The 18392-nt window shown below is 64.4% G+C and carries 23 protein-coding genes; 14 read left to right on the top strand and 9 right to left on the bottom strand.

What is annotated here, in order from left to right; all coding sequences use genetic code 11:
• The first annotated feature begins 78 nt into the window (after window positions 1–78).
• Entirely contained in the window at window positions 79–1272 is a 1194-nt protein-coding gene (locus B9A31_RS25350) for an MFS transporter (protein WP_027615787.1), read from the top strand.
• Here B9A31_RS25350 and B9A31_RS25345 read toward each other — a convergent pair.
• The 5 genes from B9A31_RS25345 to B9A31_RS25325 form a co-directional block, all read right to left on the bottom strand.
• On the bottom strand, window positions 1260–1943 hold the full coding sequence (locus B9A31_RS25345) for an OmpW/AlkL family protein (RefSeq protein WP_014589498.1): 684 nt from the start codon (window positions 1941–1943) through the stop codon (window positions 1260–1262). The genes B9A31_RS25350 and B9A31_RS25345 overlap by 13 nt on opposite strands.
• A gap of 109 nt (window positions 1944–2052) precedes the next feature.
• A complete protein-coding gene (locus tag B9A31_RS25340; RefSeq protein WP_026020315.1) occupies window positions 2053–2565 on the bottom strand; it encodes a DUF3299 domain-containing protein in 513 nt (170 codons plus the stop codon).
• A gap of 63 nt (window positions 2566–2628) precedes the next feature.
• Window positions 2629–3894, bottom strand: a complete 1266-nt coding sequence (locus B9A31_RS25335) for an ABC transporter permease (protein ID WP_027609836.1) — start codon at window positions 3892–3894, stop codon at window positions 2629–2631.
• On the bottom strand, window positions 3894–4604 hold the full coding sequence (locus B9A31_RS25330) for an ABC transporter ATP-binding protein (RefSeq protein ID WP_016715348.1): 711 nt from the start codon (window positions 4602–4604) through the stop codon (window positions 3894–3896). The genes B9A31_RS25335 and B9A31_RS25330 overlap by 1 nt, the downstream gene beginning before the upstream one ends.
• Window positions 4605–5180: a DUF2796 domain-containing protein gene (locus tag B9A31_RS25325; protein ID WP_084297506.1), complete on the bottom strand. Its 576-nt coding sequence runs from the start codon at window positions 5178–5180 to the stop codon at window positions 4605–4607. It abuts the gene before it with no gap.
• A gap of 130 nt (window positions 5181–5310) precedes the next feature.
• On the opposite strand from B9A31_RS25325, the gene B9A31_RS25320 reads away from it, so the two are divergent.
• Window positions 5311–5655: a hypothetical protein gene (locus B9A31_RS25320; protein WP_016715350.1), complete on the top strand. Its 345-nt coding sequence runs from the start codon at window positions 5311–5313 to the stop codon at window positions 5653–5655.
• 42 nt (window positions 5656–5697) lie between these two features.
• Here the strand turns inward: B9A31_RS25320 and trxA are convergent, their stop codons facing one another.
• Genes trxA through B9A31_RS25305 form a run of 3 tightly spaced genes read right to left on the bottom strand, consistent with a single transcriptional unit; the run spans window position 5698 to window position 7714 of the window.
• On the bottom strand, window positions 5698–6570 hold the full coding sequence (trxA, locus tag B9A31_RS25315; RefSeq protein ID WP_016715351.1) for a thioredoxin: 873 nt from the start codon (window positions 6568–6570) through the stop codon (window positions 5698–5700).
• A 31-nt stretch (window positions 6571–6601) separates the two neighbouring features.
• Window positions 6602–7261 carry a class I SAM-dependent methyltransferase gene (locus B9A31_RS25310; protein WP_084297505.1) on the bottom strand — a complete coding sequence of 220 codons (660 nt, stop codon included), beginning with the start codon at window positions 7259–7261 and terminating at the stop codon, window positions 6602–6604.
• Window positions 7262–7714 carry a YbaY family lipoprotein gene (locus tag B9A31_RS25305; protein ID WP_019096521.1) on the bottom strand — a complete coding sequence of 151 codons (453 nt, stop codon included), beginning with the start codon at window positions 7712–7714 and terminating at the stop codon, window positions 7262–7264.
• Between the two features lie 106 nt (window positions 7715–7820).
• On the opposite strand from B9A31_RS25305, the gene nrdR reads away from it, so the two are divergent.
• The 12 genes from nrdR to B9A31_RS25245 all read left to right on the top strand — a co-directional run bounded on the left by nrdR (window position 7821) and on the right by B9A31_RS25245 (window position 16538).
• Window positions 7821–8285, top strand: a complete 465-nt coding sequence (gene nrdR, locus B9A31_RS25300) for a transcriptional regulator NrdR (protein WP_009685710.1) — start codon at window positions 7821–7823, stop codon at window positions 8283–8285.
• A gap of 2 nt (window positions 8286–8287) precedes the next feature.
• Window positions 8288–9418, top strand: coding sequence for a bifunctional diaminohydroxyphosphoribosylaminopyrimidine deaminase/5-amino-6-(5-phosphoribosylamino)uracil reductase RibD (gene ribD / locus B9A31_RS25295; RefSeq protein ID WP_025754616.1), 1131 nt, complete (start codon window positions 8288–8290; stop codon window positions 9416–9418).
• 42 nt (window positions 9419–9460) lie between these two features.
• Window positions 9461–10126, top strand: a complete 666-nt coding sequence (locus B9A31_RS25290) for a riboflavin synthase (protein ID WP_003255399.1) — start codon at window positions 9461–9463, stop codon at window positions 10124–10126.
• Between the two features lie 18 nt (window positions 10127–10144).
• On the top strand, window positions 10145–11236 hold the full coding sequence (ribBA, locus tag B9A31_RS25285) for a bifunctional 3,4-dihydroxy-2-butanone-4-phosphate synthase/GTP cyclohydrolase II (RefSeq protein WP_016484697.1): 1092 nt from the start codon (window positions 10145–10147) through the stop codon (window positions 11234–11236).
• A gap of 92 nt (window positions 11237–11328) precedes the next feature.
• On the top strand, window positions 11329–11805 hold the full coding sequence (ribE, locus tag B9A31_RS25280; RefSeq protein ID WP_003255395.1) for a 6,7-dimethyl-8-ribityllumazine synthase: 477 nt from the start codon (window positions 11329–11331) through the stop codon (window positions 11803–11805).
• Window positions 11802–12302: a transcription antitermination factor NusB gene (nusB, locus tag B9A31_RS25275; RefSeq protein ID WP_003255393.1), complete on the top strand. Its 501-nt coding sequence runs from the start codon at window positions 11802–11804 to the stop codon at window positions 12300–12302. The genes ribE and nusB overlap by 4 nt, the downstream gene beginning before the upstream one ends.
• Before the next feature lie 18 nt (window positions 12303–12320).
• Window positions 12321–13289, top strand: coding sequence for a thiamine-phosphate kinase (gene thiL / locus B9A31_RS25270; RefSeq protein WP_084297504.1), 969 nt, complete (start codon window positions 12321–12323; stop codon window positions 13287–13289).
• Window positions 13286–13789: a phosphatidylglycerophosphatase A family protein gene (locus B9A31_RS25265; RefSeq protein WP_003255391.1), complete on the top strand. Its 504-nt coding sequence runs from the start codon at window positions 13286–13288 to the stop codon at window positions 13787–13789. Before thiL ends, B9A31_RS25265 begins: the two co-directional genes overlap by 4 nt.
• A 16-nt stretch (window positions 13790–13805) precedes the next feature.
• Window positions 13806–14549, top strand: a complete 744-nt coding sequence (locus B9A31_RS25260; protein WP_019097890.1) for a substrate-binding periplasmic protein — start codon at window positions 13806–13808, stop codon at window positions 14547–14549.
• 143 nt (window positions 14550–14692) lie between these two features.
• Window positions 14693–15310, top strand: a complete 618-nt coding sequence (gene ribA, locus B9A31_RS25255) for a GTP cyclohydrolase II (protein ID WP_012270291.1) — start codon at window positions 14693–14695, stop codon at window positions 15308–15310.
• A complete protein-coding gene (locus B9A31_RS25250) occupies window positions 15307–15726 on the top strand; it encodes a hypothetical protein (protein WP_016715358.1) in 420 nt (139 codons plus the stop codon). Before ribA ends, B9A31_RS25250 begins: the two co-directional genes overlap by 4 nt.
• On the top strand, window positions 15726–16538 hold the full coding sequence (locus B9A31_RS25245) for a cobalamin-binding protein (protein WP_016715359.1): 813 nt from the start codon (window positions 15726–15728) through the stop codon (window positions 16536–16538). Before B9A31_RS25250 ends, B9A31_RS25245 begins: the two co-directional genes overlap by 1 nt.
• Here B9A31_RS25245 and B9A31_RS25240 read toward each other — a convergent pair.
• On the bottom strand, window positions 16516–18387 hold the full coding sequence (locus B9A31_RS25240; protein WP_025754618.1) for a TonB-dependent receptor domain-containing protein: 1872 nt from the start codon (window positions 18385–18387) through the stop codon (window positions 16516–16518). The two genes, B9A31_RS25245 and B9A31_RS25240, sit on opposite strands and share 23 nt — an antisense overlap.
• Window positions 18388–18392 lie beyond the last annotated feature (5 nt).

Raw genomic sequence — 18392 nt, 5'->3', positions numbered from 1 at the left:
TGGTTGCAGATTAAAACCACTTTTGCTAAATAGCCATAAGTGGTTTCAATTCGAAACTACATTGTTGAGGCCATCCCGATGACACGCTGGATAACCCTGCTGCTTGCCATCACCAGCGCCATGGCGGTGGCGACGGTGTACTTCGCCCAACCTTTGCTCGAATCGATGGCCGCCGAACTGGGTGTGGCACAGCAGCAGATTGGCTGGGTAGTGGGTGCAACCCAGGCGGGCTATGCCCTGGGGCTGTTGCTGATTGTGCCGCTTGGGGACCTGATCGACCGCAAACGCCTGTTGCTCGGCCAGTTGCTATTCTCGGCCTTGGCGCTGGTCGGCGTCGGCATGGCGGCAAACTGGGCTATGCTGCTGCTGGCACTGGCCATCACCGGGCTGATGGCCGTGATGGTGCAGGTGATGGTGGCGCATGCCGCCAGCCTGGCCTCGCCTGGTGAGCAAGGGCAAGCGGTAGGCACCGTCACGAGCGGCGTGGTGCTGGGCATTCTGTTGGCGCGCCTGGTGGCGGGTGGGGTGGCTGACCTGGCCGGCTGGCGCAGTGTTTATCTAGTGGCCGCAGTGCTGTTGCTGATACTGGCGTTGGTGCTGTGGTGCTGTTTGCCAAGCGGGCAGCCGTTGGTGCAGCGTCCCGGTTACCGGGCGCTGATCGTGTCCCAATTCCGCTTGTTTCGGCACGACAGGCTGTTGCGCCAGCGCGGTGTGTTCGGCGTATTGATCTTCGCCGCGTTCAGCGTGCTGTGGAGCGCCATGGTCATGCCTCTCAGCGCTGCGCCATTGGCGTTGAGCCATACCGAGATTGGCCTGTTCGGTCTGGCAGGCGTGGCGGGTACGTTGGCGGCAGCGCGCGCTGGACGCTTGGCCGACCTGGGGCTGGGAGCGCGCACCACCGGGCTGGCGCTGGCGTTGCTGACGCTGTCGTGGTTGCCCACCGCCTTTGTCGGGCAGTCGCTGATGGTCTTCGTGCTAGGTGTGTTGATGCTGGACTTCGCCGTGCAGGCAGTGCATGTCACCAACCAGAGCGTGTTGCTGGCAGGGCGTGGTGCGATGGCTAGCCGATTGATTGGTGCTTATATGTGCTGCTACTCGGTCGGTAGCGGCTTGGGTGCGGTGCTGGCGAGCGGCGTGTATGCCCGATGGGGGTGGCCTGCGGTGTGTGGGCTTGGCATGGCCATCAGTGCGGTCGCGCTGGGGTACTGGCTGTGGCTGCAACGAGAAAGGGCGGCCGAAGCCGCCCTGCCGTGTTCCGGTCAGAACTTGTAGCCAAGGCCGACCATGTACACCCACGGGTCGACGTCTACGTCGACCTTGGTCTTGCTGTAGCCCAGTGCGGTCGGGCCGTTGACGCTCGCCTTGGTGTCGATGTCGACATACCAGACCGAGGCGTTGACCAGCAGGTTGTCGGTGAGCATGTAGTCCATGCCCAGCTGGCCGGCAATACCGACCGAGTCTTGCAGCTTGAGGTTGCTGAAGCCTTGTTGCTTGCGTGCGCTGCTCAAGTCTTCGTCAAAGAACAGGGTGTAGTTGATGCCCACGCCGGCGTACGGCTGGAAGCGCGAGTTCGGCTCCATTGGGTAGTACTGCAGCGACAGGGTCGGTGGCAGTTGCTTGATGTCTGCCAGCTTGCCGTCCAGCCCGCCGCCCAGGCCTTTTACGCCCACGGTGTGCTTGAACGGGGTGGCTGCCAGCAGCTCCAGGCCGATGTGGTCGGTGAGCATGTAGGCAAAGGTCAGGCCCAGCTGGGTATCGCTGTCCAGGGTCGCCTTGGTGCCCGACACCTTGTTGCCGTCGAACTTCAGGTCGCCGCTGCTCTCGTTCGGGGCAGTGGTAATGGCGCCTGCGCGCAAAATCATGTCCCCTGCCTGGTAGGCGTGGGCGGCAGGGGCGGCGAGCGCAAGGGCCACAAGCGAGGCGCCGAGCAAGGACTTGTTCATGGAAGCTCCCAAAGGACGTTATTAATCGAGTAGTCCAATGGTACGGAGCTGGTTAAACAGAAAGTTTGACCCAGCTCAAAGAAGCGTCTTCATGAATTCGAAACAGTTCTCATCTCAGCTCATATGCGTAGATTTTCTCGGCCTCCATCTGGTAACCGGCATCGGCCAGTTCGCTGCTGGAGGCTCTAACCTGCATCTTTCCCTCGATCCAGTAGGGCTGGTAGAGGTCTTCGATGCGCACGCCCATTTCGCTGAAAATATGCACGATCTGGTTAGACGGTGGTGGGGGCACATGGATGCACGCGCCGTAGTAAGGCACCAGCAGGAATTCGGTGGTGCGGCCTTCCTCGCTGACCTCCAGGGGCACGATGTAGCCGGGCAACTTGATCTGCTGGCCATCAAGGCTTTTTACCACCGGCGCGTCGGGGGCCTGCTGGCGCGCGGGTGGGGCGGATTCGGCAGACAGGGCGTTGCTGAGCTGTGACATGTCATGCAACGGCGCCAATTGCGGCGGGATGACCGGGGCGCCTTCGGGGATCAGGGCGGGCCAGTCCAGCTCTTTGGGCTCGGCGGCCCATAGAGGCATCGCTACCAGCAACAACAGGGTCAGCAGCATGTGCATTGCCGGCCTTTTCGCGGGCTTGCCCGCGAAGACGGCAGTGAGGTTTCTGATCATTACAGGCTCTTAAAGATGAATGGACAGGCCGTCGGCCAGCGACTGCCTGTAGGCCCGCCAAGCTGGCACGCTCCCCATCAGCAACGCCGCCCCCAGGATGATAGCCAGCAGCGTCCACTCATGGGCACTCGGTAGGGCCAGCGGCAAATACAACCCATAGTTGGCCTGCACATACCCCTGTGCCACGGCGATACCCGCATACAGCAAGCCCAGTCCGGCCACGATCCCGACCGCCGCCAGTGACAGTGCCTCCAGCACCAGCAGCCCCGCGATATGCCACGGCCTGGCCCCGACCGAACGCAAGATTGCCATTTCTCGCCGGCGCTCGTTGAGGCTGGTGAGAATGGCCGTGAGCATGCCGATCAGGCCGGTCAGCACCACGAACAGCGACACCACGAACAACGCCTGTTCCGCCGTGCCCATCAGGCTCCACAACTCTTGCAGGGCCACCCCAGGCAGGATCGCCAGCAGCGGCTCGCTGCGATATTCGTTGATTTCCCGCTGTAGGCTGAACGTCGCGATCTTGTTGTTCAGGCCCAGCATGAACGCGGTTATGGCGGCAGGTTGCAGGTCCATCGTGCGTGCCTGCTCTGCACTGATGCGCCCGGCGCCACGGGCCGGTACGCCGTTGTGCCAGTCGATATGGATGGCTTCCATGCCGCCCAGGCTGATATGCAGTGTGCGGTCGACCGGTGTGCCGGTGCGCTTGAGCACGCCAACCACGGTGAACGGCTTGTCGTCATGCTTGACCAGGCTGATCGCTGCCACGCCATGGGCCAGCACCAGCTTGTCGCCCAGCTTGTAGTGCAATGCCTCGGCGACTTCGGCACCAAGTACCACCTCGAACGGGTCGCTGGCGAACTCACGCCCCTGGCTCAATTCCAGGTGCTGACGGCGGCCGTATTGGTAATGCTCGAAGTAATCCGTCGTGGTGCCCATCACCCTGTAGCCGCGATGCGAGTCGCCCAGCGAGATAGGGATCGCCCACTTCACCCGCGGGTCCTGCGCATAGTGCTGGAAGCTGTCCCAGCGGATGTTGTTGGTCGCGTTGCCAATGCGGAATACCGAATACAGCAGCAGGTTCACCGAGCCGGAGCGGGCGCCGACAATCAGGTCGGTACCGCTGATGGTGCTGGCGAAGCTGGCGCGGGCCTCGGTGCGAACGCGCTCCACGGCCAGCAGCAGGCACACCGACAGGGCGATGGCAAACGCGGTGAGGAAGGCGGTGAAACGGCGGTTGGCCAGGCTGGCCAAGGCAAGGCGGAGCAGGTACATCAGGCCTCCCGGGGCTTGGCGGCGCGGTTGAGGTCGGCCAGGGAAAGGTGGCGGTCGAACAGTGGCGCCAGGCTCTGGTCGTGGCTGACGAACAGCAGGCTGGCACCGGCGGCGCGGCATTCTTCGAACAGCAGGCGGATGAACGCTTCACGGGTATCGGCGTCCAGCGCCGAGGTCGGTTCGTCGGCGATCACCAACTCGGGCTGGCCGATCAGTGCGCGGGCGGCGGCCACCCGTTGCTGCTGGCCGATCGACAGGCTGTCGGCGCGGCGGGCGAGCAGGCCGGAGTCATCCAGCCCCAGGTGGGCCAGCAGCGTGCTGGCTGCCTGGTCGACACTGCCATGGCGCTGCTCGGCGCGGGCCTTGCGGCTGCTTGAGAAGCGGCAGGGCAGTTCGACGTTTTCGCGTACCGACAGGAACGGCAGCAGGTTGAACTGCTGGAAGATATAACCCGTGTGGTCGACGCGGAAGCGGTCACGCGCCCCTTGGCCCAGGCTGCCAAGGTCCTGGCCAAGCAACTGGATGCGGCCCTGAGCCGGTACGTTCACGCCGCCCAGCAGGCCCAGCAAGGTGGTCTTGCCACTGCCGCTGGGGCCCTTGAGGAACAGGGCTTCACCCGTGTCCAGGTGGAAGGCCGGAATATCCAGCAGCGGCGGCTGACCTGGCCAGGCGTATACCAGGTCGTGCAGTTCGATCAGCGACTGGCTCATTCAGAAAGCGACCGCTGCCTTGGCCGGCGTGGCTTCCACACCTTTCTGGCCATTCGGGCCGATCAGTTGCACGTTGATCTTCTGGGTGGCCGGGAAGGCCTTGAACAGCGGCGCGAGGTCCACTTGCGCCAGTTTGTCGGGGTTGGCGCAGGTCAGCTGGTAGTGGGCGCCGATGTCGCTGTGCTGGTGGCCGTGCTCATGTTCGTCGCCATCTTCGTCGGCTTTCGGGGCGTCACCGAACAGCGGGCTTTCCAGTTCTCGCTGATCCTCTTTGCAGCCAGCGGCAGCAGAAAGGCCGAACAGCTTCAGGGGTTGTTCGAGCTGCTGGCGCACGGCGGCGACCTTGGTCTTGTCGGCGTCGCTGTTGGCGGCATGTTCGAAGCCGACCAGGTTCATTGCCGGGCTGTCCAGTTCCAGCTCCAGGGTATTGCCATCGAGCACGGCGTTGAGCTTGGCGACGCCATGCTCGTGGGCGCCGAGGGTGCCATGGGCGTGGTCGTGATCATGGTCATCGTGGGCATGGGCCACGGCCAGTGGCAGCAAGGCGAAGGGCAGGGCAAGCAGCAGGCGACGCATGGACGGCTCCGGGGCGGGCTGAAGGAATGAGTTATGTTATAACAACTTTTCTGCGCGCCGCCAGCCTGCGTGGCACAGGTTTCATGTTGCGGTAGCATGGGTGCATTGACCTGGGTTCAAGGAATGCATCATGAGAATTCGTGGACAGATTGGTAACTGGCCGGTGGACCTGACCATCGAGTTGGCGCCTGAGGAGTGGGCGCAGTTGGGGCGGCAGGTTGAGGTGCCAGTGGTGGCGCAGGCCGCAGCAACGCAAACCGTGGCGGCATCGAGACAGGATGATGGGCAATGGACTGCCGCACGTGAGGTGTTGCGCCTGGCGGGGCAGATGAGCGGGCCGGAATTGTTGGACAGGCTGGAGGGACTGGCGGGGAGTGCGGCGGCGGGCAAGCGGCTGCTGGTGCGCTTGCGGCACAGCAGTGAAGTGAAAGTGGAAAGTGGCGTGGATGCGCCGGTTTATCACTGGGTGGGGTAAAAGGGTCAGAATTTTGGGGCCGCAAAGCGGCCCCCGGCATTCTCAGAACATCGCCGCCGACAGCTTGCGGCGATACACGCCAACCAGCGGGTGATCGCCGCCGAGCAACTCGAACACCTGCAGCAACGCCTTCTGCGGCAGCCCGTTCTCATAGCCACGGTTACGCTGGAACAGCTTCAGCAACCCCTCCAGTGCCGCCTCATACTGCTGACGCGCCAGCTGCTGAATGCTCAGCTGGTAAGCCGCTTCGTCATCCTGTGGGTTCTGTGCCAGGCGGCTTTTCAGGTCCGCCACTTCTGGCAGGCTGGCTGCCTGGCGCAGGAAGGTCAGCTGGGCCTTGGCACCGGCCAGTGCAGCCTTGTGCTCATCAGTCTTGACCGCATCCAGCACCACTTGGGCCTCGCCCAGTTCACCACGCTCGGCCAGGCAGCGGGCGTACAGGATCAGCGCCTCGGCATTGCTGTTGTCCTCACCCAGCAGCGCCTGCAACAGCGCTTCGGCTTCGGCAAAGCGGCTTTCGGCGAACAGCGCCTTGGCCTGTTCCAGTGGCGAAGCTGCAGGTGCGGCAGGCATCTGCACATGCGGTTCGAGCATGGCGCGAATCGCCGATTCCGGCTGGGCACCGGCAAAGCCGTCAACCGGCTGGCCGTCCTTGAACAGCACCACGGTCGGCAGGCTGCGGATGCCGAACTGGGCAACCACCTGTTGCTCCACGTCGCAGTTGATCTTGGCCAGCAGCAACTCGCCCTGGTAACCCTCGGCGATCTTGGCCAGCAATGGCATCAGCGCCTTGCACGGCGCACACCACTCGGCCCAGAAGTCCACCAGCACCGGCTTGTGGAAGGAGTTCTCGATCACCAGTTGCTGGAAGGTGGCATCTGTAGCGTCGAAAATGTAAGGCGTATCTTGGGTCATCGCGACTCTCGCAAACTCGTGTATGGCACCACTATAAGGTGTCGCGGCTGGCGTGGTACAGGCTGACCCTGCGGAATTCGTGTGGCTCGGCCAGGTCTGGCAGGGTCAGCGCTTCGAGCACGCCCAACTGCTGGTACAGCGGGTGGCTGAAGTCGCGTACCCGCGAGTCGGCCACCAACGCCTGGCGGCCGCGACAGAGGAAGGCATCCAGCAGCGGCAGGTTGGCGCGGTCGTACAACACATCGGCAACCAGGATCAGGTCGAAACGGTCGTCTTCGGCAAAGAAGTCGCTGCTGTAGTTCAGCTCAATCCCGTTCAGCGCGGCATTGGCGCGGCAGGCATCGAGGGCCAGCGGGTCGAGGTCGCAGGCCACCACTTCCCGCGCACCCGCGCGTGCGGCGGCAATGCCGGCGATTCCGGAGCCGGCGCCAAAGTCCAGCACGCGCTTGCCTGCCACCCATTCAGGGCGTTCGGCCAGGTAGCGGGCCATGGCCAGGCCGCTGGCCCAGCAAAAGCTCCAGTAGGGCGGCTCTTCAAGAATGCGCCGGGTTTCTTCGCTGCTGAAGGCGCGGTCCATGTTCTGGTGGTCGATCAGCCACAGATTCAGGTCGCAGCCGGGCAGCTCGCTGACCACCAGGCGCGCTTCGCCGATCAGGCCACTGAGGGCCTGTTGCAGGGCCAGCGGAGCCACTTACGGCGCCTTCTCGAAACGTAGCGGGCCGGTGGCCTGGGTCTGGGCTTGGGTAATGCGCACCGGTGGCAGGTGCATGATCAGCTGGCCGGAGCTGCTGGCCCGGCCACGCAGCTCGACCCGCGCACCGGCCGGGAAGGCCTCGGGGTTGAAGCGCAGGTGGTAGGGCAGGGCCTGGCCGGTACCGGTCAGGTTGCTGCTGGCCAGCAGGCGTTGCGGGCGGTCGCGTTCGTCGATGACCAGCAAGGCAAGCTCCACGTCGGCACCGGCCGGGATTTCCAGCAAGGTGCCACTCAGTTCGCGCTGGTAGGCCGGCAACGGGCCGAGTACTTCGGCCTGTTTGGCCGCGCGGGCTGGCGTGGGCGCCGCAGGTGTATCGGTTTTGGGCCTGTCGCTGCCGCAAGCGGCGAGCAGGGCGGCGCAGCACAGCACGACGAGCGCTCGGTAGTGCATGGGGTAGTCCTTCGCGGGCAGAATTCCCATGGATGTTAACCCCTTTGGCTTGTCTTGCCAGTGCAATGCGCTACCATGGCCCTCCCTTTTTTTGTTGCCTGCCACCATGCACTGTCCCTTTTGCGGTGCCAACGACACCAAGGTCATCGACTCTCGCCTCGTCGCCGAGGGCGAGCAGGTGCGCCGCCGCCGCGAATGCGTGGCCTGTGGCGAGCGTTTCACCACCTTCGAAACCGCCGAGCTGGTGCTGCCCCGGCTGATCAAGCAGGACGGCACACGCCAGCCCTTCGACGAAGACAAGCTGCGTGCCGGCATGCAACGGGCCCTGGAGAAGCGCCCGGTCAGCGTCGAGCGCCTGGAAGCAGCCCTGGCGCACATCAAGAGCCGGCTGCGCGCCACTGGCGAGCGCGAAGTTAAATCGCTGGTGGTGGGTGAAATGGTCATGGCCGAGCTGCGCAAGCTCGACGAAGTGGCCTATATCCGCTTTGCCTCGGTGTACCGGCGCTTCCAGGACCTGGACGAGTTCCGCGAAGAAATCGACCGCCTGGCCCGTGAGCCAGCTAAAGAGTGAACATGCCCAGCCAAGCCGCCATCCTTGACGCCCACTATATGGCCCGCGCGCTGGAGCTGGCGCGCAAAGGCCTGTACACCACCCACCCGAACCCGCGTGTAGGCTGCGTGATCGTGCGCGACGGCGAAGTGGTCGGCGAAGGCTGGCACGTGCGCGCCGGCGAGCCGCATGCCGAAGTGCATGCCCTGCGCCAGGCGGGTGAGCGTGCCCGCGGTGCCTGCGCCTACGTCACCCTGGAGCCGTGCAGCCACCATGGCCGCACGCCGCCCTGTGCCGAAGCGCTGGTCAAGGCCGGTGTGGCGCGGGTGGTGGCCGCCATGCAGGACCCTAACCCGCAAGTGGCGGGGCAAGGCCTGCGGCGTTTGGCGGAGGCGGGAATCGAAGTGGCCAGCGGCGTGCTCGAAGCCGATGCCCGCGCACTCAACCCGGGCTTTCTCAAACGCATGGAACATGGCCTGCCGTTCGTGCGCGCCAAACTGGCCATGAGCCTGGATGGCCGCACCGCCATGGCCAGTGGCGAAAGCCAGTGGATCACCGGCTCGGCTGCCCGCTCTGCGGTGCAGCGCCTGCGCGCCCGTTCCAGCGTGGTGCTGACCAGCGCTGCCAGTGTGCTGGCCGACAACGCCCGCATGACCGTGCGCGGTGACGAGCTGGGCCTCGACCCCGAAACCACCGCCCTGGCGCTCAGCCGCCCACCGCTGCGCGTGCTGGTCGATGGCCGCCTGCGCCTGCCACTGGATGCACCGTTCTTCCAGGCCGGCCCGGTGCTGGTGGTGACGGCTGTCGCAGATGACCCGCGCTATGCCGCTGCCGGCCACGAGTTGCTCAGCCTGCCGGGTGACAATGGCCAGGTCGATCTGCCTGCGCTGCTGCAAGCCCTGGCGGCCCGTGGCGTCAACGAAATCCTGCTGGAAGCCGGTGCGGGCCTGGTGGGTGCTTTTGCCCGGCAAGGCCTGGTCGACGAGTTCCAGCTGTTCGTCGCCGGCACTTTCCTCGGCTCCAACGCCCGCCCGTTGCTGGACTGGCCGCTGGACAAGATGAGCGAAGCACCGCGGCTGAAAATTACCGAAATGCGCGCAGTGGGCGATGACTGGCGGGTCACGGCCATCCCCCTGCCGGCGCCCGGCGTATAATGCCGGGCTTGCCCCGTGCAAACCGTTTTTGAGGAAGACCCCATGTTCACCGGCATCATCGAATCCATCGGCACCATCCGCAGCCTCACCCCCAAGGGTGGCGACGTGCGCGTCTACGTCGAAACCGGCAAGCTCGACCTGGGTGACGTCAAGCTCGGCGACAGCATCGCCGTCAACGGTGTGTGCCTGACCGCTGTCGAACTGCCGGGTGACGGCTTCTGGGCCGACGTCAGCGTCGAAACCCTCAAGCGCACCGCGTTCATCGACCTCAAGAGTGGCAGCAAGGTCAACCTGGAAAAGGCCCTGACCCCCACCACCCGCCTGGGCGGGCACCTGGTCAGCGGCCACGTCGACGGGGTTGGTGAAATCATCTCGCGCAGCGATAACGCCCGCGCCATCCAGTTCCGCGTGCGTGCACCCAAGGAACTGGCCAAGTACATCGCCCACAAGGGTTCGATCACCGTCGACGGCACCAGCCTGACGGTCAATGAGGTCAATGGCGCCGAGTTCGAGCTGACCATTGTCCCGCACACCCTGTCCGAAACCATCATGGCCGACTACCGCGCAGGGCGTCGGGTAAACCTTGAGGTCGACCTGCTGGCCCGTTACCTGGAGCGCTTGCTGCTGGGTGACAAGGCCGCTGAACCGAGCAAGGGCAGTGGCATTACCGAAAGCTTCCTGGCCGCCAACGGCTTCTTGAAATCCTGATTGAGAAGGGGGTGCCGCGTGGCGCTCAACAGCATCGAAGAACTGGTCGAAGACATCCGCCAGGGCAAAATGGTCATCCTCATGGATGACGAAGACCGCGAAAACGAAGGCGACATCATCATGGCAGCCGAGTGCTGCCTGCCCGAGCACATCAACTTCATGGCCAAGCACGCCCGTGGCCTGATCTGCATGCCGATGACCCGCGAGCGTTGCGAAACGCTGAAGCTGCCGCTGATGGCGCCGCGCAACGGCTCGGGCTTCGGCACCAAGTTCACCGTGTCGATCGAAGCCGCCGAAGGCGTCACCACCGGCATTTCCGCCGCTGACCGCGCCCGCACCGTGCAGGCTGCCGCCGCCAAGGATGCCAAGGCCGAAGACATTGTCAGCCCAGGCCACATCTTCCCGTTGATGGCCCAGCCTGGCGGTACCCTGGCCCGCGCCGGCCACACCGAAGCCGCCTGCGACCTGGCGCGCATGGCCGGTTTCGAGCCAAGCGGCGTCATCTGCGAAGTGATGAACGACGACGGCACCATGTCGCGCCGCGCGGAACTGGAAGTGTTCGCCGCCGAGCACGGCCTGAAGATCGGCACCATCGCCGACCTCATTCACTACCGCATGATCCACGAACGCACTGTGCAGCGCGTCTCCGAGCAGCCGGTGGAAAGCGAGCTGGGTGAGTTCAACCTGGTCACCTACCGCGACGCGGTGGAAGGCGACGTGCACATGGCCCTGACCCTGGGCAAGATCTGCGCTGAAGAGCCGACCCTGGTGCGCGTGCACAACATGGACCCGCTGCGCGACCTGCTGCTGGTCAAGCAACCGGGCCGCTGGAGCCTGCGTGCGGCCATGGCTGCCGTGGCCGAGGCCGGCAGCGGCGTGGTGCTGCTGCTGGGCCACCCGCTGGACGGCGACGTGCTGCTGGCGCACATCCGCGAAAGCGCGGGCGATGCGCCGGCCAAGGCACCGACCACCTACAGCACCGTGGGTGCCGGTTCGCAGATCCTGCGGGACCTCGGTGTGCGCAAGATGCGCCTGATGAGTTCGCCGATGAAGTTCAATGCGATATCCGGATTCGATCTGGAAGTTGTAGAATACGTGCCCTCCGAGTGACTTGAGGCGGCAGTGACGCCCTCCAGCTCGAGTCCATACCCCTGTCGAGGCCGCCAGCATGCGGCCTCGCTCTTGAAGATGAGAATATCGGAATGACCCTGAAGACCATCGAAGGTACCTTCATCGCCCCCAAAGGTCGCTATGCTTTGGTGGTTGGCCGCTTCAACAGCTTCGTCGTCGAAAGCCTGGTAAGCGGTGCCGTTGATGCCCTGGTACGCCACGGTGTCAGCGAAAGCGACATCACCATCATCCGTGCCCCGGGTGCATTCGAAATCCCGCTAGTGGCACAGAAGGTCGCCCAGCAAGGCGCCTACGACGCGATCATTGCCCTGGGCGCCGTGATCCGTGGTGGTACCCCGCACTTCGAATACGTGGCGGGCGAATGCACCAAGGGCCTGGCCCAGGTGTCCATGGAGTTCGGTGTTCCGGTGGCCTTCGGCGTACTGACCGTCGACTCCATCGAGCAAGCCATCGAGCGTTCCGGCACCAAGGCCGGCAACAAAGGTGCTGAAGCTGCCCTGTCCGCTCTGGAAATGGTCAGCCTGCTGGCGCAGTTGGAGGCCAAGTGATTAGCGACGAAAGCGATCGTTTCAACCCGCGCGATCCAAAACCTGCGGATGCCGGCAAGCCCTCGAAGAGCGCCAAGCGCCGCGAAGCCCGCAAGCTCGCGACCCAGGCCCTCTACCAGTGGCACATGGCCCAGCATTCGCTGAACGAGATCGAAGCGCAGTTCCGGGTGGATAACGATTTCACCGATGTCGACGGTGCCTATTTCCGCGAGATCCTGCATGGGGTCCCGGCAATCAAGGGCGAAATCGACAAGGCGCTGGTGCCTTGCATGACCATCGCACTGGAAGAGCTCGACCCGGTCGAACTGGCCGTGCTGCGTCTGTCCACCTGGGAACTGATCAAGCGCGTCGATGTGCCTTATCGCGTCGTGATCAACGAAGGTGTCGAGCTGGCCAAGGTTTTCGGTGCCACCGATGGCCACAAGTTCGTCAACGGCGTGCTGGACAAGCTCGCTCCGGCCCTGCGTGAAGCAGAAGTCAAGGCGAACAAGCGCTGATTCCGGCGCTGCCTGCCCATGGGTGAGTTCGAGCTGATCAACCATTACTTCGCCGCCGCGCCCTGTGCGCAGGGCGGCGAGGGCGTGGCACTGGGGATCGGTGACGACTGCGCCCTGCTGCAGCTTCCCCCAGGCGAGCAACTGGCGGTGTCGACCGATACCCTGGTCGCCGGGGTGCACTTTCCTGCGGTCTGCGATCCGCTTCTGCTGGGCCAGCGCTCGTTGGCCGTGGCGGCCAGTGACCTGGCGGCCATGGGCGCGACCGCAATCGGCTTCACCCTCGCCCTGACCCTGCCGGATGTTGGCCCAGACTGGCTGGCCGCCTATGCGGACGGCATAAGCCGCATGGCCCATCGCTGCCGCATGAGCCTGATCGGAGGGGATACCACCCGGGGGCCGCTGAGCATCACCGTTACCGTGTTCGGCCGCGTGCCGGCTGGCCAGGCGTTGCGCCGCAGCGGTGCACGGCCAGGCGACTTGCTGTGCGTCGGCGGTGTGCTGGGCAAGGCCGCCGGTGCATTGCCGCTGGTGCTGGGTGAGCGCGAGGCACCCGCCGAACTGGCTGAGCCGCTGCTTGCCCATTACTGGTCGCCGATGCCGCAGCTCACCCTGGGCACGCTCCTGCGCGGCCAGGCTACCGCTGCCCTGGACATCTCCGATGGCCTGCTCGCAGATTGTGGGCATATCGCCAAGGCGTCCGGCGTGGCGCTGGAGGTGAACCTGGCCCAGGTGCCAGTGTCTCCTGCTGTAGAGGCGTTCCTCGGCCGCGAGGCGGCAGTGCAGGCTGCGCTTGCGGGTGGCGACGATTACGTGCTGGCCTTCACGCTGCCACCTGAGGCGCTGCCGCCCTTGGCCAACCTCGGTTTCGTCGAGGTGCACACCATTGGCCGCGTGCTCGAAGGGCAGGGCGTAACCTTGCGCGACGCGCAGGGCCGGGACATTACCCCCGTTCAGCGGGGCTATCAACACTTTAGGGAGACACCGTGACCGATCACCCCAACCAGGTGCCTGCGGAGTTCGTTCCGCCTTCGGTCTGGCGCAACCCGTGGCACTTCATCGCTTTCGGCTTCGGGTCCGGCACCTTGCCCAAGGCCCCGGGCACCTGGGGTTCGCTGGTGGCCATACCGTTCATCCCGTTGTGGCAGATGCTACCCGACTGGGGGTACTGGCTGCTGCTCGGCGTGAGCATGCTGTTTGGCTTCTGGTTGTGCGGCAAAGTCGCCAATGACTTGCGCGTACACGACCATGAAGGCATTGTCTGGGATGAGATTGTCGGCATGTGGATCACCCTCTGGCTGGTGCCGGAAGGTTGGCAGTGGCTGCTGGCAGGGTTCCTGATGTTCCGCTTCTTCGACATCCTCAAGCCGTGGCCGATCCGCTGGATCGACCGTCATGTGCACGGGGGCGTCGGCATCATGCTCGACGATATCCTGGCCGGCGTGTTCGCGTGGCTGGGCATGCAGGTTCTGGTGTGGGCGGTTGCCTGAAACAGGGAGCGCATGAATGGCCATAAGGACTGTGCTGCTGGCAATGCTGCTGAGTGTTGCCCCGTGGGTGAACGCTGCTGACGGTGTGCCGAAGCAGATCCACCTGGTCAGCGAGGAGTGGCTTGATTACACCAACGCCGACGGTAGCGGGGTCGCCTGGGACGTGCTACGCAAGGTGTTCGAGCCGGCCGGGGTCAAGGTGGTGACCCAGACCGCGCCCTACAGCCGGGCAATCGGGCTGGTCAAACGCGGCGAAGCCGATGCCTGGGTCGGCTCGTACAAGGACGAGAACGACGACAATCTGTACCCGCGCTGGCACTTCGACATGGACCATATCTACGCCCTGGGGCTAGCCAGCAAGCCTGTGCCGACTCCAGAGAACGTTGGCAAATACCGCCTGGCCTGGGTACGAGGCTATGACTACGGCAGCTACCTGCCGGATGTGCATGAGTTTCGTGAGATTCAGCGCCGCGAAGGCATCTTGCCGATGCTCGAGCATGACCGTGTGGACTTCTACATCGATGCACAGACCGAAGTCGATTATGTGCTGAGCCAGTCTTCGCAGCCCGAGCGCTTCCGTCGTACCCATGTGGCCGAACTTCCGCTGTACCTGGCTTTTGCCCGAAGCGACCAGGCCAAGGCCCTGCGCAACCTGTTCGACAAGCGCATGGCCGAATTGGTGCGCAGTGGCGAGCTGAAGCCGATTTTCGAACATTGGAAGCAGCCCTATCCGTTCACTGCGGACAGTCGCCCCCATTGAGAGAGGGGCGCTTTTGGCCCCATCATCGCTGCTAAGCATCGAACTTTTCGATCTTAACCCACCGTATTCAGCCCGCCCACAGCCTGCAACTGGCTGATACAATCGGCCCACGAGAAATTTTCAACTTATTCCAGGAGCACAACGTGCCCGTCGTCTTTGTTGCCGCCTCTAAACTCCCGACTCCCTTCGCGACCTTCACCATGCATGGCTTTCTCGACGAAGCCACTGGCCGTGAGCACGTGGTGCTCAGCCTGGGTGACATCGCGGACGGCCAGCCGGTGCTGGGGCGCCTGCACTCCGAGTGCCTGACCGGCGATGCCCTGTTCAGCCAGCGTTGCGACTGTGGTTCGCAGCTGGAAGCCGCACTGCAGGCCATCGCCCGTGAAGGCCGTGGCGTGCTGCTGTACCTGCGCCAGGAAGGCCGTGGCATTGGCTTGCTGAACAAGATCCGCGCCTACGAGCTGCAAGATGGCGGCGCCGACACCGTCGAAGCCAACGAGCGCCTGGGCTTTGCCGCCGACCAGCGTGACTACGCCATGTGCCTGCCGATGCTGGAACACCTGGGCGTGAAGTCGCTGCGCCTGATGACCAATAACCCGCGCAAGGTCAAAGCCCTGACCGACATGAACATCGTGGTTGCCGAGCGTGTGCCGCTGCACACAGGCCACAACCCACACAACCGCTACTACCTGGCGACCAAGGCCGGCAAACTGGGCCACATGCTGGGCAACGAACACCAGGGCGAGGCGCCCCAGGCGTGACCCGCGCCGAGGTCAAGCAGCGCCTGGCGCTGGCCTGGTGGCAGTACCTGGCAGTGGGCCTGGTGCCGCTGCCGGTGATGGCCTGGGCCTTTGGTGGCGGTGACGCACTGATCCCGGTGCTGGCCATGCCACTGTTCATTGCCGGCGCGGCGACCATGTTCCTCAGCCTGCCGCGTTTCGGGGCTTACAAGCGTGCGCTGATCGCCACTTCCAAGGTACTTGGCACGGGCGAAGAGCCCGCCGCCTGGATCGAACTGGCGCGGGTTCGGCGCATGGCCATGCTGTACGCCTGCTTTCCGGCCTGGGTTGCCGCGCTGTCGGTGCTGGTCGGCCTCGAAGCGGTGCCGCAGATCCTGCTGGCGCTGTCCACCGTGGTGGTGCTGTACCTCTATCGCATTCCGCGTCAGCTCGGTTAATGCGTCTGCTGGCTGGCCTTCTGGTGCTGGTAGCCTGCACCGCACTGGCCGCTGAACCCATGCGGGTCGTCAGTCTGGCACCGTCGATGACCGAAATCATGCTCGAGCTGCAGGCCGACGACCTGCTGGTGGGTGTGCTCGACGGTGGCGAACGGCCGGCGGCGCTGCGCGACCTGCCCTCGGTCGGGCGCCAAGGGCAACTGGACATGGAGCGCCTGCTCAGCCTGCGCCCCGACCTGTTGCTGCTGTGGCCTGGCAGCGTGCCGCCCGCCCAGCGCGACCAGCTCAAGCGCCTGGGCATTGCCACTTTCAGTGCCGAACCCCATGACATCGAGCAACTGATTGAACAGATCGAGGCCATTGCCGGGCGCATCGGGCGTGCCGAGCAAGGCCATGCGTACGCTCAAACCCTGCGCAATCGGCTGCAGCAGTTGCGCCAGCAGTACCGGCGAGACGAGCCCTTGCAGGTGTTCTATCAAGTGTGGGATCGGCCGTTGTACACCTTGGGTGGCCGGCAGGTGGTCAGCGACGCCTTGGCCGTGTGCGGGGCGCGCAATGTGTTCGCCGACCTCAGTCAGCCAGCGCCGCAGGTGAACGTGGAGTCTGTACTGCTGCGTAATCCGCAGGTCATCCTGGCGGGCGATCAAGTACAGCTGGCGAGCTGGAAGGCCTGGCCGCAACTGCGTGCGGTTGCCGATGGCCGCCTGCTGGTGGTGCCCGACAAGGGGCTAGAGCGGCCCAGCGGGCAGATGATCGAAGCCACCGCCCGCTTGTGCGCGTTGCTCGCGGCTAAAGCGCCGGCGTCCAGGTAACGCTGAACAGCAGTGTGCGGCCCTCTTCGCGGTACGGGTGGTAGGCGCCTTCATAGCTATAAAGGGCACGGTTGTAGGCGCGGTCCAGCAGGTTATCCAGCTTTGCTTCCAGTTTCACTTCATCCGTGGCTGCCCAGCTACCGCGCAAACCGAGCAGGCCATAGCCGCCGATGCGGTTGCGGTTGGCTTCATCGTCATAGCTGCTGCTGACCGCTTGCCAGCTTGCCCCCACGCTGAAACGGCCCAGTTCACGGTCCAGGTCCAGGCTCAGTGTGCGGCGGGCACGGCGGGCGAGGGTGTGGCCGCTGTCGCGGTCACGTGGGTCGATCAGTGCCAGGCCCAACTGGCTGCGCCACGCCCCCCATTGTTGCGCCAAGGCCATTTCGAAGCCGTTGATGCGCGCCGAGGCGACATTGCGCGGTATCGAGTCCTGGCCGAACACGATCGCATCGCGCAAATCTGTGCGGTACAGCGAGGCTTCCAGGCGGCTGTCTGTTGTCAGCTGGCTGCGCCATTGCAGCTCGTAGCTTCTGGAATGTTCGGGATCCAGGTCCGGGTTGCTGAACTGGGGGTAATACAGGTCATTGAAGGTTGGCGCCCGAAAGCCTTCGCTGTAGGACAGCAGCACGTCGTTCTGCGCATTCAACGGTACGGTCAGGCTGCCGCTCCAGGTGGTCTGGCCGCCGAACTGCTGGTTACGGTCATGGCGCACGCCCACTTCGGTGGAAAACTGCTCGCCCCGGTAGCGGTGTTGGAGGAAGGCGGCACGGTTCCAGCGGCTGTCCTCGGTGAAATCGGTGCTGGCGTGCACGCGGTCTTCGTACCAGTCGCCGCCGAGCAGCAGGCTGTGTTGCTCGCCCAGCGCAAGGTCGTTCTGCCAGGTGACCTGGTCCCGGTAGGTGTTGAACACAAAGCGTTCGGCGCTGAGCTTGTCGCGTTTGTCGTCACGGTTTTCGCTGTGGGCCAGTTCCAGCCGTGAATGCCAGGTGTCGGTAAGCTGGGCATCGAAGTAACTGCCCAGGCTGCTGACGCTGAAATCGGTGTAGGGCTTTTGCCCGAAGCTTTCAAAGGTGACCGGGTCGAAACCGCCGAACGGGTTGTCGTACTCGCTACGGCCGCGGCTATCGAGCAGGTTCAGGCCGGCCTCGAAACGCTCGTCAAAAGTGTGGCTCAGGCTCAGGTTCAGCGACTTGTTGCGGTAGGCATCGTGGTCACCATCGCTGGTGAAAGACGGTCCGGTCGAGTCGATACCGGCGGTTTCATCCAGGCTAGCGCCAAGGTTGAACCGGGTCGCCCCGTTACCACCAGCAAGGCCCACGCTGCGTTGGAATGTCTGGTTGCTGCCAGCGGCCATGCGCAGGCGCGGCTGTAGGCCGGGGCCATTGCTACGGCGGGTAAAGATCTGGATCACCCCGCCAATGGCATCGCTGCCATACACCGCCGAGCGCGAGCCGCGCAGCACTTCGACACGCTCGATCTGGTCGACGTCTAGAAACTGCAGGCCGCTGTCGCCGGAGGTGGCGTTGGCGATGCGCATACCATCGACCAGCACCAGGCTTTGGGCGGCCTTGGTGCCGCGGATGAAGATGCCCGGCAGGCTGCCGCGTCCACCGGTCGGGGCCACTTGTACGCCGGGCGCGCGGGCGAGCAGGTCGGTGACGCTGGTGGGTTGCAGGCGGTCGATGTCGGTGCGGGTGAAGACGGTGTTGGCGGCGCTGGTGGCTGTGCGTGATTCGACTTGGCGGCTGGCGCTAATGAGTACGTCGGGGAGCTTGAGGGCGTCGTCGCGTTCGGCGGCCAGCAGCGTGAGAGGGAGGCAAAGCAGGGGGGCAAAGGTTGGGTTTCTCATTTTCT

The organism is Pseudomonas sp. URIL14HWK12:I5, assembly GCF_900176445.1.
Lineage (GTDB): Bacteria > Pseudomonadota > Gammaproteobacteria > Pseudomonadales > Pseudomonadaceae > Aquipseudomonas > Aquipseudomonas monteilii.
Note: the sequence above shows the minus strand (reverse complement) of the source record. Positions and strands in the feature narration are given on the sequence as shown.